15 protein-coding genes are annotated in these 13594 nt (G+C 74.3%); 5 read left to right on the top strand and 10 right to left on the bottom strand.

The features are described from left to right. Positions 1-97: 97 nt before the first annotated feature. On the top strand, positions 98-796 hold the full coding sequence (phoU, locus tag ACZ3TI_RS00615; protein ID WP_465721847.1) for a phosphate signaling complex protein PhoU: 699 nt from the start codon (positions 98-100) through the stop codon (positions 794-796). 178 nt (positions 797-974) lie between these two features. Continuing rightward, positions 975-1154 carry a hypothetical protein gene (locus tag ACZ3TI_RS00610; RefSeq protein ID WP_350521682.1) on the top strand — a complete coding sequence of 60 codons (180 nt, stop codon included), beginning with the start codon at positions 975-977 and terminating at the stop codon, positions 1152-1154. 106 nt (positions 1155-1260) lie between these two features. Here ACZ3TI_RS00610 and ACZ3TI_RS00605 read toward each other — a convergent pair whose 3' ends face one another. Beyond that, positions 1261-1851 carry a lytic polysaccharide monooxygenase gene (locus tag ACZ3TI_RS00605; protein WP_465721826.1) on the bottom strand — a complete coding sequence of 197 codons (591 nt, stop codon included), beginning with the start codon at positions 1849-1851 and terminating at the stop codon, positions 1261-1263. Positions 1852-2105: 254 nt separating this feature from the next. Continuing rightward, complete coding sequence (locus tag ACZ3TI_RS00600) at positions 2106-2864, bottom strand: phosphoglyceromutase (RefSeq protein WP_465721824.1); 759 nt, start codon at positions 2862-2864, stop codon at positions 2106-2108. 153 nt (positions 2865-3017) lie between these two features. On the opposite strand from ACZ3TI_RS00600, the gene ACZ3TI_RS00595 reads away from it, so the two are divergent. Next, positions 3018-4349, top strand: a complete 1332-nt coding sequence (locus ACZ3TI_RS00595; RefSeq protein ID WP_465721822.1) for an MDR family MFS transporter — start codon at positions 3018-3020, stop codon at positions 4347-4349. 10 nt (positions 4350-4359) lie between these two features. Here ACZ3TI_RS00595 and ACZ3TI_RS00590 read toward each other — a convergent pair whose 3' ends face one another. Continuing rightward, the gene (locus ACZ3TI_RS00590) at positions 4360-4896 is read right to left on the bottom strand and encodes a type III secretion system chaperone family protein (protein WP_465721820.1); all 537 of its coding nucleotides are present in this window, start codon (positions 4894-4896) and stop codon (positions 4360-4362) included. A gap of 62 nt (positions 4897-4958) precedes the next feature. Beyond that, positions 4959-6329, bottom strand: coding sequence for a D-inositol-3-phosphate glycosyltransferase (gene mshA, locus ACZ3TI_RS00585; RefSeq protein ID WP_465722491.1), 1371 nt, complete (start codon positions 6327-6329; stop codon positions 4959-4961). Positions 6330-6566: 237 nt separating this feature from the next. Here mshA and ACZ3TI_RS00580 point away from each other — a divergent pair, with 237 nt between their 5' ends. Next, positions 6567-7400 carry a methyltransferase domain-containing protein gene (locus tag ACZ3TI_RS00580; RefSeq protein WP_465721818.1) on the top strand — a complete coding sequence of 278 codons (834 nt, stop codon included), beginning with the start codon at positions 6567-6569 and terminating at the stop codon, positions 7398-7400. 231 nt (positions 7401-7631) lie between these two features. Here ACZ3TI_RS00580 and ACZ3TI_RS00575 read toward each other — a convergent pair whose 3' ends face one another. Continuing rightward, positions 7632-8195 carry an O-acetyl-ADP-ribose deacetylase gene (locus ACZ3TI_RS00575; RefSeq protein ID WP_465721816.1) on the bottom strand — a complete coding sequence of 188 codons (564 nt, stop codon included), beginning with the start codon at positions 8193-8195 and terminating at the stop codon, positions 7632-7634. 236 nt (positions 8196-8431) lie between these two features. Between ACZ3TI_RS00575 and ACZ3TI_RS00570 the strand changes: the two genes are divergently transcribed. Beyond that, on the top strand, positions 8432-9952 hold the full coding sequence (locus tag ACZ3TI_RS00570; protein ID WP_465721814.1) for a PP2C family protein-serine/threonine phosphatase: 1521 nt from the start codon (positions 8432-8434) through the stop codon (positions 9950-9952). Between the two features lie 103 nt (positions 9953-10055). Here ACZ3TI_RS00570 and ACZ3TI_RS00565 read toward each other — a convergent pair whose 3' ends face one another. The 5 genes from ACZ3TI_RS00565 to ACZ3TI_RS00545 all read right to left on the bottom strand — a co-directional run bounded on the left by ACZ3TI_RS00565 (position 10056) and on the right by ACZ3TI_RS00545 (position 13584). After that, the gene (locus ACZ3TI_RS00565; protein ID WP_465721812.1) at positions 10056-10409 is read right to left on the bottom strand and encodes a DUF2516 family protein; all 354 of its coding nucleotides are present in this window, start codon (positions 10407-10409) and stop codon (positions 10056-10058) included. 123 nt (positions 10410-10532) lie between these two features. Beyond that, on the bottom strand, positions 10533-11078 hold the full coding sequence (locus ACZ3TI_RS00560) for a hypothetical protein (RefSeq protein ID WP_465721810.1): 546 nt from the start codon (positions 11076-11078) through the stop codon (positions 10533-10535). Positions 11079-11080: 2 nt separating this feature from the next. Then, positions 11081-11488, bottom strand: a complete 408-nt coding sequence (locus ACZ3TI_RS00555) for a helix-turn-helix domain-containing protein (RefSeq protein WP_350627506.1) — start codon at positions 11486-11488, stop codon at positions 11081-11083. A 92-nt stretch (positions 11489-11580) separates the two neighbouring features. Continuing rightward, complete coding sequence (locus ACZ3TI_RS00550; protein ID WP_465721808.1) at positions 11581-12396, bottom strand: alpha/beta fold hydrolase; 816 nt, start codon at positions 12394-12396, stop codon at positions 11581-11583. 96 nt (positions 12397-12492) lie between these two features. Beyond that, positions 12493-13584, bottom strand: a complete 1092-nt coding sequence (locus tag ACZ3TI_RS00545; protein WP_465721806.1) for a DNA polymerase III subunit beta family protein — start codon at positions 13582-13584, stop codon at positions 12493-12495. Positions 13585-13594 lie beyond the last annotated feature (10 nt).

Genomic DNA, 13594 nt, shown 5'->3' with positions numbered 1-13594 from the left:
ATGCGCGCCACCAGCAGCGGTCACCCGGACACCGGAACGACGGTCGTACGGGCTGACCGGTCGGCACCGCCACCGACACAGCTACTGAGGAGAGAACATGCGCGACGCGTACCACGAGGAACTCGATTCGATCGGCGACAGCCTGGTCGAGATGGCCCGGCTGGTCGGCTCCGCCCTCGGCCGCGCCACCACCGCCCTCCTCGACGCGGACCTGGCACTGGCGGAGAGCGTGATCGCCGCCGACGAGAAGATCAACGAGCTGCACCACGAGCTGGAGAACCGGGCGATCGACCTGCTGGCCCGGCAGCAGCCGGTCGCCACCGACCTGCGCATCGTCGTCACCTCGCTGCGGATGAGCGCCGACCTCGAGCGCTGCGGCGACCTCGCCCGGCACGTCGCCAAGGTCGCGCGGATGCGCTACCCGGACACCGCCGTGCCGCGCGACCTGCACTCCACCGTCCTGGAGATGGGCCAGCTCGCCCAGCGCCTGGTGGCCAAGGCCGGCCTGGTCATCGCCACCAAGGACGTCGACAAGGCCCTGGAGCTGGAGCAGGACGACGACGCCATCGACACCCTCCACCGCGAGCTGCTGTCGCACCTGATCGACGACCGCTGGCACCACGGCATCGAGACCGCCGTCGACATCACGCTGGTCGGCCGCTACTACGAGCGCTTCGCGGACCACGCGGTGTCGGTCGCCAAGCGCGTGGTGTACCTGGTGACGGGCGAGCACGTGGCCGAGTTCGTCGCCTCCACCGAGGGCACGGAGGCCACGGAGGCCGGCGCGGCGGAGTGAGCTCCGCTCCGACGGCCGCTCACCCCGAGGGGTGAGTAAACCTGTGGCGAGGGTGGTGCGGGCGCACGGTTCTCCGGATGTCCCACCACTGCGCGCCCGTTGACGCTCCCTCCGTTCGGCGGTTTCACTCGAAGTATCGGGCGCCGGAGTGTGCCCGCTTCACGGAGGGAACAGCTCGATGAAGGCCAACCCGACCCGCCCGGCCCCCGCCCGCGACACCGTCGAGCCGCCCGCCCCGAAGCTACTGCCCGTCCTCGCGGCCGGCTGCGGCTGCGGCCCGGGCTGCGGCTGCGGCTGCCAGTCCGGCGCGCCCTGCCAGTGCGGCGGCGCGGACGGCGGCTGCTGCGGCGGGCACTGAAGGTCCTCGGGCGAGGGCGCACGACGGGCAGTCGTGCGCCCTCGCCGACGCCGTCCTCCTCGTCCTCGCCCTCGTCCTCGCCGAGGCCGTGCCGGGCGTTCAGGCGTCAGAACCTGACGTCGGTGCAGGAGTAGAAGGCGTTCCCGGTGTCGGCGATCTCCCAGACGGCGACGACCACCTGGTGGCCGGTGCGCCCGCTCGGGACGGTCGCGGTGTGGCTGAGCGTGCTCGGCACCTGCTTCCCGCCGTACGGGACGGTCAGGAAGGGCGTCAGTTCCAGGGCGGCCCGGGTGACCGGCCGGCTCGCGTCGTAGCCCGGCTTGGTCAGGTAGTACCTGAAGTTCGTGGTCGCGTGCCGGGCGGTGAACCGCCAGGTGAAGGTGAGCTGCCCGACCGCCGTGACCGCTGTGGTCGGCCAGGCGCCGCTGTGCGGGTCGTCCAGCTCGGCGAAGCGCGCGTTGCCTCCGGCGCAGATGGTGCCGTCGGCCGGGCCCCGGGTCGGGAAGCCCTTCGGGCCCTCGACGCTCTGCGGCTCCCACCGGATCCCACCGCAGTCCCAGGCGACGGCGCCCGCGGCGCAGAGCGCGGCCCGGCTGGGCGGGGTCGTGATGTACCCGTGCGAGGACGCCGGGAAGGCGAGCGTGAGCGGTACCGCCAGCGCGGCGACCACCGCCCCGACGATGTGACGTGTGCGCATGGTGCTCCTCCGTGGGGGTGGATGGAGAGTGCACCGGGGCGCAGACGCGCGCACGTGGGGGTGCGGCCCGGACGGGGAGATCCTGGCATGCCTGCGCCGGCCCGGTGCCCTCACGGTAGGAGTCGCCACACTACCCGTCAATGGTCTGAACCACTTTCAGTTCAGTCCAACTCGCCGACCCCGCAAGCTGGTTGGGACGCGAAGAGGCCCCGCCCCCGGCGAACCGGGCGGCGGGGCCTCCGTGGCTGTCGGGCTTATTTCTTGCCCTGGTTCTTGACCGCCTCGATGGCCGCGGCGGCGGCTTCCGCGTCGAGGTAGCGGCCGCCCGCGGCGACCGGCTTGAAGTCGGCGTCCAGCTCGTACACCAGCGGGATGCCGGTCGGGATGTTCAGGCCGGCGATGGCCTCGTCGGAGATGCCGTCGAGGTGCTTGACCAGCGCGCGCAGGCTGTTGCCGTGGGCGGTGACCAGGACGGTCTTGCCGGAGGCGAGGTCCGGGACGATGGCGTCGTACCAGTACGGGAGCATCCGCTCGACGACGTCCTTCAGGCACTCGGTGCGCGGACGCAGCTCGCTCGGGATCTCGGCGTAGCGGGCGTCACCGGCCTGCGAGTACTCGTTGTCGTCGGCCAGCACCGGCGGCGGGGTGTCGTAGGAGCGGCGCCACAGCTGGAACTGCTCCTCGCCGAACTCGGCCAGGGTCTGGGCCTTGTCCTTGCCCTGCAGCGCGCCGTAGTGCCGCTCGTTCAGGCGCCAGCTGCGGCTGACCGGGATCCAGTGGCGGTCGGCCTTGTCCAGGGCGATCTGCGAGGTACGGATGGCACGGCGAAGCAGCGAGGTGTGCACCACGTCGGGGAGCAGGCCCTCGGCGGCCAGGAGCTCGCCACCGCGGGCGGCCTCCTTCTCGCCCTTCTCGTTGAGGTCGACGTCGACCCAACCGGTGAACAGGTTCTTCTGGTTCCACTGGCTCTCGCCGTGGCGGAGCAGGATGAGTCGGTACGTCGTGTCAGCCATGGGCCCCAGCTTAGTGGAGGGCCCGAAAACCCCTGGTGGGGACCTCAGGGCGACAGGTAGCGTGTGCGCCGCGCATCTGACACTTACATGCGTCGGCTGACCGGGCCTGCCCGCGCCGCTCAGCGGACGCTCCTGCCCTCGGGAGCCCCCCACATGCTCGACGCCGCCCGGTTCCGAAGAATGGTGCACGAGACGGCGGGCGGACTGCCGCGCCAGTTCTGGTGGCTCTGGGTCTCGACCCTGGTCAACCGGCTCGGCGCCTTCGTGGTCACCTTCCTGGCGCTCTACCTCACCGGCAGCCGGGGGTACTCGGCCTCCTACGCGGGCCTGGTCGCGGCCCTGTTCGGCCTCGGCTCGGCGGCCTCCTCGATCGTCGCCGGGGTGCTCACCGACCGGATCGGGCGCCGTCCGACCCTGCTCGCCGCCCAGCTCGGCACCGCGCTGTTCACCGCCGTGCTCGGCTTCGCGGACGGCCAGGTGGCGATCGCGGTGGTGGCCTTCCTGGTGGGCTTCTGCAACAACGCCACCCGGCCGGCTATCTCGGCGATCATCGCGGACATCGTCCCGGTCGCCGACCGGGTCCGGGCCTACTCGCTGAACTTCTGGGCGATCAACCTGGGCTTCGGCCTCTCCTCGGCGGCCGCCGGCCTGATCGCCACCCACGGCTACCTCACGCTCTTCCTGCTGGACGCGCTGTCCACGGTGCTCTGCGCGGTGGTGATCTTCGCCAGGATCCCGGAGACCAAGCCCGACGCCCCGGCGGCGAAGGCCGACGAGCCGACGGTCGGCCTCGGCACGGTGTTCCGCGACAGCCGCTTCATGGCGGTGGTCGGGCTCACCCTGCTGCTCGCCCTGGTGCTCCAGCAGGGGGCGACCACCCTCGCGGTGGACATGGGCCGGCAGGGGATCACCTCCACCGAGTACGGCCTGGTCATCGGCCTGAACGGGCTGCTGATCGTGGTGCTGCAGATCCCGCTCACCCGGTGGGTCGAGAACCGCAGTCGGTCGGCCATGCTGGTCGCGGCCGCGCTGCTGATCGGCTGGGGGTTCGGGATGACGGCCCTGGCCGGGTCGTCCGCCTGGTTCTACGCCCTCACCGTGGCGGTGTGGACGGTCGGGGAGATCTTCTACACGCCGACCCTGATGGGCCTGGTCGCCGAGCTGTCGCCGACCCATGCCCGCGGGCGCTACCAGGGCGTCTACGGGCTCTCCTGGTCACTCGCCTCGTTCGTCGGCCCGGCCGTCGGCGGCGTGCTCCTGGAGCAGGCCGGCAGCGGGGTCCTGTGGAGCGCGTGCGGGGTCTGCGGCACGGTCGCCGCGGTCGGGTACGCGCTGCTGGGCAAGCGGACCCACGCCGCGACGGGCGGCGGGGTGGCCGGCACCGCCGCAGAGGCGGCGGAGGCGGCGATACCCGCGGCTCGGGTTGCCGGCACCGCCGCGGCGGAGGTCGCGGTGGAGTCCGAGAAGGCTCCGGCGGGCGCCTGAGCGGCTGCGGTCAGTCGGCGCCCGGGGCGTCGTCCCGGGCGGCGGCCGGGCCCGCCAGATGGGCGAAGGCGGCCAGGTTGCGGGTGGACTCCCCGCGCTTGGTCCGCCACTCCCATTCGCGCCGGATCGCCGAGGCGAAGCCCAGCTCCAGCAGGGTGTTGAACGGTGCGTCCGCGTTCTCCAGCACCGTCCCGAGCAGCCGGTCCACGACCTCCGGGGTGAGCGCCTCCAGCGGCAGCCGGCCGGCCAGGTAGACGTCGCCGAGCGCGTCGACCGCGTACGCCACGCCGTACAGCCTGGTGTTGCGCTCCAGCAGCCAGCGGTAGACGGCCTCGTGGTTCTCGTCCGGGCGACGGATCACGAAGGCGTTCAGCGACAGGGTGTGGTCGCCGACCCGCAGGGCGCAGGTGGTGCTCAGCTTCCGGGTGCCCGGGAGGGTCGCCACCAGCGTGTGCGGGTCGGTGGTGGCCGGCTCCCAGGCCACCCCGGCGTCGTCCAGGGCGGTGCGCAGGAGGGTCAGGGCCTCGTCCTTGGTGCGGATTGCCATGGAGGTGACGTTACTCGCCGGTACCCGCACCGCGCACGGGAGCCGGACCGCCGGGCACCTGGCTAGGTGAGCCGGCGGCGGGCGGTGGCCAGCCGACCGGCCGGGCGGGCCAGGCTGCCGGCGTACACCTCGGCGGTGGTCGCCGCCGCGGTGTCCCAGCCGAAACCGGCCGCGTGCCGGGCCGCCGCCGCACCGCGCCGGGCCACCAGCGCCCGGTCGGTCACGTACGGCTCCAACGCGTGCGACCACTCCAAGGGGTCGTGACCGCGTACCAGGGTGCCGGTCTCGCCGTCCCGCACCGCGACCGGCAGGCCGCCGACCGCGGCCGCCACCACCGGGGTGCCGCAGGCCTGCGCCTCCAGCGCGACCAGGCCGAAGGACTCGCTGTACGAGGGCATCACCAGGGCCGTGGCCGCGCGGTACCACTCGGCGAGCCGCTCCTGGCCGACCGGCGGGTGGAAGCGCACCACGTCGGAGATGCCGAGCTGGGCGGCGAGCTTGTGCAGGCTCTCCGGCCGGGCCAGGCCGGTACCGGACGGGCCGCCGACGACCGGCACCACCAGGCGCTCGCGCAGCTCGGGGCGGCGGGCCAGCAGCGCGGCGACCGCCGCCAGCAGCACGTCCGGGGCCTTGAGCGGCTGGATCCGCCCGGCGAAGAGCAGCACCGCGGCGTCCTGCGGCAGGCCGAGCCGGGCCCGGGCGGCGGACGAGGCCTGCGCGCCGTCGGGACGGAAGACGTCCAGGTTCACCCCGGGGTGGACGACGGCCAGCTGGTCCGGCCGGGCGGAGTAGTGCAGCGCCAGCTCGGCGGCCTCCTCGGTGGTGTTGGCGATCAGCCGGTCGGCCGCCTCCACCACCTGGGTCTCGCCGATCACCCGGGCCGCGGGCTCGGGCGTGTCGCCCTCGGCCAGCGCGGCGTTCTTGACCTTCGCCATGGTGTGCATGGTGTGCACCAGCGGCACCCCCCAGCGCTGCGCGGCCAGCCAGCCGACCTGCCCGGAGAGCCAGTAGTGCGAGTGCACCAGGTCGTAGTGGCCGGGTCGGTGGCCCGCCTCCGTCCGCAGCACCCCGTGGGTGAAGGCGCACAGCTGGGCCGGCAGGTCCTCCTTGACCAGGCCCTCGTACGGCCCGGCGGTGACGTGGCGGACCAGCACGCCCGGGGCCAGCTCCACGGTCGGGGCGTCGTCCGAGCAGATCGCCCGGGTGAACACCTCGACCTCGATGTTGAGGTCGGCCAGGCGCTTGGCCAGCTCGACGATGTAGACGTTCATCCCGCCGGCGTCCCCGGTGCCGGGCTGGTGCAGCGGCGAGGTGTGGACGCTCAGCATGGCTATCCGGCGCGGGCGGCGGCGGCCCGGGACGAGCGACTGGAGCCGGCCGCGCGCGGGACCGGCGGGCTGGGCACGGCGTACCGAACGGACGGGGTGCTGGATCACCTGGCTGAAGCCTCCTCTGTGGGCCCGTCTAGGCGGTCCGCGCCGGGCCGCCCCTAGTCCGGTGTGCGCTGCCCCGTCCGGGCACACATCACCACCAGTGTGCCAACCACGCGGGCGGCGTCCGGCATTCCCGGTCCGGCGCACGAGCATCGCCGACCGTGCCCATCTGTCGGACCGTCCGGCATCGCCCCAGGTCAGCACGGTGCCGCCGACGCCCCGACTACCCTTCTGGGCATGGCTGCCTCCTTCGACCCCACCACCGCCGCGCCCTCCCGTGGGCGGACCGGGCGCCCGGTGGGGACCGTCACCCGGGGCACCACCAACACCAACCGGCTGCGCCGGATGGACCGCTGGATCGCCCACACCCTCGGCCGTGCGCTCCGTGCCGCCGGGCGACCGCCGGTGGCGGTGGACCTCGGCTACGGCGCGGCGCCCTGGACCGCCGTCGAGCTGGCCGCTCGGCTGCGCGCGGTGCGCCCGGACGTCCGGGTGGTCGGGATCGAGATCGAGCCGGAGCGGGTCGCGGCGGCGCTGCCGTACGCCGAGCCGCCGCTGCTCACCTTCCGGCGCGGCGGCTTCGAGGTGCCGCTGGACGGCGGCGCGCCGGCCCAGCTGATCCGGGCGGCCAACGTGCTGCGGCAGTACGACGAGGCGGCGGTGGCCGGGGTGTGGGAGCGGCTGTGCGCGCGGCTCGCCCCGGACGGGCTGCTGGTCGAGGGCACCTGCGACGAGATCGGCCGGCGGCACGTCTGGGTCGCGCTCGGCCCGGAGGGGCCCCGGACGGTGACCTTCGCGGCCCGGCTCGGCGGCCTGGAGCAGCCCTCCGACCTGGCCGAGCGGCTGCCCAAGGCACTGATCCACCACAACGTGCCGGGCCGACCGGTGCACGCCTTCCTCACCGACTTCGACCGGGCCTGGGCGGCGGCCGCGCCGTACGGGGCGTTCGGGGCGCGGCAGCGCTGGGTGGCGGCCTGTACGGCGCTGGCCGGCAGCTGGCCGCTGGTGGACGCGCGCGGGCGGTGGCGGCAGGGCGAGGTCACGGTGCCCTGGTCGGCACTCGCGCCGTAGCCGCCGTCCGGGCGGGCACGGCCGGTTCGGGCGGGCACGGCCGGTTCGGGCAGGCGCGGGCGGGAGCTGGTGAGCGAGCCGACGCATTCACTCGAACGAGTTATCGAATATCTCTGGCGCGTTGACGCCTCGTCACGTCACGATTGGACGCGACCGAGCGGCGACACCACACGCCGCTCGGTACGCACCATGTCGCGCCCGACCGTCAGCTCCAGGCTGTCGTCAGAGCCGTCAGCCGTCCTGCCCGAGCAGCTCCCGTCGGGCCCGTTCGAACACTCCGTACATCTCCGACCCGAACAGCACGAACCGCACCTCCGTCGGCTCCGTGCCCGCCTCCGCCTCACCGCCGCCCAGCACCTCCGCGACGGTGGCCAGCGCGATCCGGGCCGCGTCGGCCGGCGGCCAGCCGTAGATCCCGGCCGACACGGCCGGGAAGGCCACCGTGCGCGCGCCCAGCTCCGCCGCGACGCGCAACGACTCCCGATAGCAGGAGGCCAGCAGCTCCGCCCGCTCCTCGTACTCCTCCGCCCGGTACACCGGCCCGACGGTGTGCACCACCCACCGGGCCGGCAGCCGTCCGGCCGTCGTCGCCACCGCGCGCCCCGTGGGCAGCCCCTTGCCCCAGTGCGAGGCCCGCAGCCGCCGGCACTCCTCCAGGATCTGCGGCCCGCCCTTGCGGTGGATCGCACCGTCCACCCCGCCACCGCCCAGGAGGGACGAGTTCGCGGCGTTCACCACCGCGTCCACCCGCTGTTCCGTGATGTCACCCTCGACCAGGGTGATCCGCGTCACCATCACCTGCCCCCTTCTTCGCCCCGCGCGGCAGCCGCCGGGGCGGGCATCCGAGCCCTCGTCCGAATCCGATCACCACACCGCCACCGGCGTGGCAATAACCACAACGGCGCCGGTCGGCCAGAGAAATCCCCGGAGATCACGTTATGGTCGCGAGAAGTTCCCCGACGCACGGTGCCAGGAGGGCACTGCGGACGGACGTCGACCGTTACGCAGTCGGGGAAAGGGAGGAACCACCGATGCCCGCAACGGGAGACGGGCGGGCACATGGTGCCGCGGACCTGCCGGGCGCCCACGACGGCGCCCTCGTCGGCCATGCCCGCAACCGCCCGGTCGCGTCCGGCTCGACGACGGCAGCTCCCCCGATACCCCACCCCCGCTCGCAGGCCGTACGGGCGGCGCACGCCGCGCACCCCTCCCACGTCTCCGAGGTGTCGCCGGGCCCCGGGCCGGACGGTCCCGCCGACGGCGCCGCGCCGCTGCGGCTGCTGGTCGTCGAGGACGACGTCTCGGACGCCCAGCTGATCAAGGCGGCGGTCGCCGACAGCGGCACCTCGATCGAGATCCACTGGGCCCGCGGCCTCGCCCAGGCCACCGCGCTGCTGGCCCCGCCCGCGTTCCCGGCCCGCCGCGGACGCTCCCGCGGCCCCGAGTTCGGCTGCGTGCTGCTCGACCTCGCCGCGCTCGCCGGCCCGGCGTCCGACTCCGGCCCGTCCGGTTCCTCCGACGGGCTGGAGGGCCTGCACGAACTGCTCCGCCGGGCCCCGCACATCCCCGTCGTGGTGCTCACCGACGCCGCCGGGGCCGAACTCGGCGCGGCCGCGGTCGCCGCCGGAGCGCAGGACTTCCTGATCAAGCACGAGACGGACGGCCCGCTGCTCGCCCGCGCCCTGCGCTACGCCGTCGAGCGCAAGCGCGCCGACGAGTCGCAGCGCCGCCTGGTCGAGGCCGAGCTGCGCGGCCAGGAGAACGCCCGCCTCCAGCGCCACCTGCTGCCCACCCCGCTGCTGGACGGCGCCGGGCTCTCCTTCACCCGGCGCTACCGCCCCGGCCGCCGCCGCGCCCTGCTCGGCGGCGACTTCTACGACGCCGTCCGCACCGACGACGGCACCGTCCACGTCGTCATCGGCGACGTCTGCGGCCACGGCCCGGACGAGGCCGCGCTCGGCGTCGCGCTCCGGATAGCGTGGCGCACCCTCGTCTTCGCGGGCCTCACCGGCGAGGCGCTGCTCACCACGCTCCAGCACGTACTGGAGCACGAGCGGCGCAGCGACGAGATCTTCGCGACGCTCTGCATGCTCGTCATCGACCCTGGCGGCACCGACAGCGAGCTCGACTCGCTCGGGGCGGGCGAGAAGGCCCGGCTCTACCTGGCCGGACACCCGGCCCCGCTGCTGCTCGGCCGCGACCACGAGCCGGTCACCCTGCCCTCCGACCTCGCCGGGCCCGCACTCGGGCTGCTGCCGTGCCACGACGGGCAGGCCGCCTGGCCCGCCCACGAGGTCGAACTCCCGCCCGGCTGGCGGCTGTTGCTCTACACCGACGGGCTGATCGAGGGCCGGGTCGGGGCCGGCTCCCGCCGCCTGGGCCAGGACGGGCTCGCCGGGCTGATCGGCGACCACCAGGCCGCCGGGCTGACCCGGGGGCGGCTGGTCGACAGCGCCATCGCCGAGGTCGAGGAGCTGAACGGCGGCGCGCTGACCGACGACGTCGCGGTGCTGCTGCTGGAGCGCAACCCGGTGCAGTTGATCCTGGGCTGACGCCCCGGAACCGGAGAATGGAACGGCCCCGGGCCGGCGGGCAAGGCGACGGCCCGGACGGGTGAACTCCCCGTCCGGGCCGTCGTGTTGCCCGCTGTCGGGCCTACCAGGACCCGTACGGGCCGCTGTTGCTCCGGCCGCCCCGGCCGCCGCCTCCGGTCAGCGCCCGGATCGCCGGGCGGACGTCCACCACGTAGACGATCGAGGCGACGAGGCCGGCCAGGGTGCCGATGCCGGTGAAGAAGTTCACCCCGAACAGGAAGTCCCAGCCGAAGGAGATCCCGAGGATCGCGACCCAGAAACCCTTGGTCTTCTTGTCCGCCGCCCGGTAGGCGTCCTCCCGGCGGGTGGCCGCGTCGACCAGGGCGAACAGCTTGTAGGCCAGGATGGCGATCGTCGCCCACCAGATCGGGTTCAGGTAGGAAAACGCCAGGATCTGGAGCACTCCGACGACCATCGCGATCTCCTCTGTCTCTCGATTCCGGCGCTTTCGGCCGCCGCCCATCCTGGCACGACGACCGTACGCACCGGTGTCAACGTTCCGTGGTCACCGGATGTGCCCCCGGTGGAGGACCACCGCTCACTGCGCGTCGGCGGAGCCGGCCTTCCGGGCCCGGGCGGACTTCTTCGGCGCCGGCGCGGCGTCGGCCTCGGCGCCCTCGGCCGGCCCAGCCTCGACCGGCACGGACTCGGCCTTCCCGGACTCGGCCGGTGCGTCCGCCAGTTCGGCGGTCCCGGCCGGCGTGCCCGGACGGGCCTTCTCCACCACGACCTTGCCGCGCTCGGCCAGCTCGTCGTACGTCTCCTTGGCCTTCACCGCCAGCTCGACCGCACGGCCCACCTGCTGCAGCGCGAAGCCCTGGGCCCGCTCCTGCAGGGCCTTGAGGTCGACGGGCAGCCCGGTGACGGCCTCGCCGACCTTGGCCGGCGCCCCGACCAGCAGCGACTGCGCCTCCTGAAGCCTGGCGGTGGCCTTCTCCTGCGCGCCCTTGCGGTCCGCCGCAAGCGCCTCGACCATGCCCGGCACCTCGCGCAGCTTCTCGTACGCGAGGTCCCCGGCGCCGGCCAGGGCGTACAGCGGGGTCGGGTCGCTGAGGGTCTTCTTGATCTCGTCGGTGATGGGCATGCTTACCGGTCCTCCCGGTGGGTGTTCTGGGTGGCTGAGCCGTCGGTCGTCGCACCGGGGGCCGGAGCGGCGTTCTCCTTGAGGAAGGCGTCGTAGACCGCGAGCAGCGCCTGCTTCTGCTGCTCGTTGATCAGCGGATCGGCCAGGATCGAGGCCCGCAACTCCAGGCCCTCGCCCCGCCGCTCCTCCAGGATCCCGGCCTGGACGTACAGCGTCTCCGCCGAGATCCGCAGCGCCTTGGCGATCTGCTGCAGGATCTCCGCGCTCGGCTTGCGCAGCCCGCGCTCGATCTGGCTGAGGTACGGGTTGGACACGCCGGCGGCCTCCGCCAGCTGCCGCAGCGAGTACTGCGCGTTGCGGCGCTGCTCCCGGATGTACTCGCCGAGCGAGCCGACGTTGAGTGAGGCCATGCGGACAGCCTGCAGCACCCCGCTTGCAAATGCAAGCAGGGCGCTAGCGGCAGCAAACGTGGCGCGCGGGCAGTGACCGCCGGTCAGGCCGGTCAGGCCGGCCGGGATGCCAGGTGACCGAGCAGCAGTTCGGTGAGCCGTTCGGGGGTGCGCAGCGGGAGGTAGTGGTCGGCGGCCGGGACGCGGTGGGCGCGGGCGCCGGGGATGTCGGCGGCGAGCCGCTCCGCGATCGCGGTGATCTCCGGGTGGTCGCGGTCGCCGTGGACGACCAGGGTGGGGGCGGTGACCTCGCCGAGGCGGGGTTCGGCGGGCTGCGCGGCGGCGCCGGTGAGGAAGCGCTCGCTGACGATGCGGCGGGCCGCGTTCTGCTCGACCATCGCCGCGATCAGCTCGCCGCCCGGTGCCGTCGGGCCCATCGCGGCCCAGACGGACAGCTCCAGCTCGGCCAGGGCGGACGCGTCGCCCCGTCGGCGGGCCTCGGCGTAGGCGGCGGTCTCCGGGGCGGGCGGCCAGTCGTGGCCGCTGACCGAGGCGCCGACCAGGGCGAGGGCGGTGACCCGCTCCGGGTGGGCGAGGGCGAAGTCCAGCGCGGTCTCCCCGCCCATGCTGAGGCCGACCAGGGCGGCGCTCGCCAGTCCGAAGTGGTCCAGGACGGCACGCAGGTCCTCGACGTCGTCGAACGGCCGCTGCGGCTCGGCGGACCGGCCGAGGCCCCGGGCGTCGTAGCGGATCACGTCGTGGTGGCGGGAGAGCTCCGGGAGGACGGCGTCCCAGAGCCGGGAGTCCATGCCGGAGCCGTGGAGCAGCACCACCGGGCTGCCGGAGCCACCGCGCTCCGCCCAGAGCCGGCCGCCACCGGGGGCGGGAACGTGGACCTCGGACACGGGGCGACCGGTGTGCTGGCTCATGCGGCGATCCTCCCAGAGGCCCCGCCGGGGGCCTGGGGTTCGTCTTCAGATCCCCGTCGTCCGCCCGGAGCGCGGGCGGGGGTTTGAAGACGGACCCTAGGGCAGGCGGATGGGCATCAGGACGGAGAAGGTGCCCGCGCGGCCGGGGGTGCGGATGGCCAGGGGGGCGATGGGGCCGCCGAGTTCGAGGACGAGCTGCTCGGGCTGCCCGGCGTCGAGGGCGTCCAGCAGGAAGTCCCGGTTGACGGCCAGTCGGAGGCCGTCGGTGGCCGCCGGGTCGGCGGCCACGGCCAGTCCGCCGTCCCCGGTCAGGGTGAGGACGGTGACCTCGCAGTCGGCGCCGTGCGGGCCGGAGGGCAGGGTGCGGGTCGCGCCGGTCTCGACGGCGGCGCGCAGTTCGGCGGCGGGGAGGGCGATCCGGTGCTCCGGTTCGAGCCTGGTGAGGGCCCGGTGGTCGGGGTAGTCGAAGTCGAGGGCGGCGCCCTCGATCCGGTGCCCGCCCGCCTCGGCACGGACCAGGCCGCCGCCGAGGGTGACGGCGACCTCGGCGGCCGTGGAGCCGAGCAGCGCGCGCAGCGCGTCCACCAGCGGGGTCGGGACGATCGTGCCGGTCCCCGGCCCGCCGGGCGTGTCTCCGGTGGCGGGCACCTCGGCGAAGGCCATCCGGTAGCGGTCGGTGGCGACCAGGCGCAGCACCGGGCCGTCCGGTTCGAACAGCACCCCGGCGAGGGAGGGCACCTCCGGGTCTCCGCAGACGGCGAAGCGGACCGCGTCCAGCGCGGCGGCCAGGCCCTCGGCCGGGACGGTGAGGCGCAGGTCGGCGGAGTCGGTGGTCATCGGTTTCTCCCTCTGGTCGATCATCGCGCGGATCAGGGAGAGCTCGCGGCGGGCGTCGGCGAGGCCGTCCTCCAGCCGCCGCAGGTGCGCGTCGAGCACCCGGCGGGCCTCGCCGCCGCCGGGCGCGGCGCCGAGCACGGCGCGGATGTCGGCCAGCGGCAGGCCGACCCGGCGCAGCCGGGCCAGCAGACGGGCGTCGGCGAGCTGGCCGGGCCGGTACCAGCGGTAGCCGGTCTGCGGGTCGACCCAGGCGGGGGTGAGCACCTCGGCGCCGTCGTAGTAGCGCAGGGTGCCGACGCCGAGGCCGCTGGCGCGGGCCAGCTCGCCGATGCTGTGCAGCTCGCTCTCCATGCCGGTGACT

Source organism: Kitasatospora sp. NPDC023120, assembly GCF_055560835.1.
This window is presented reverse-complemented; position numbering and strand designations above follow the sequence as displayed.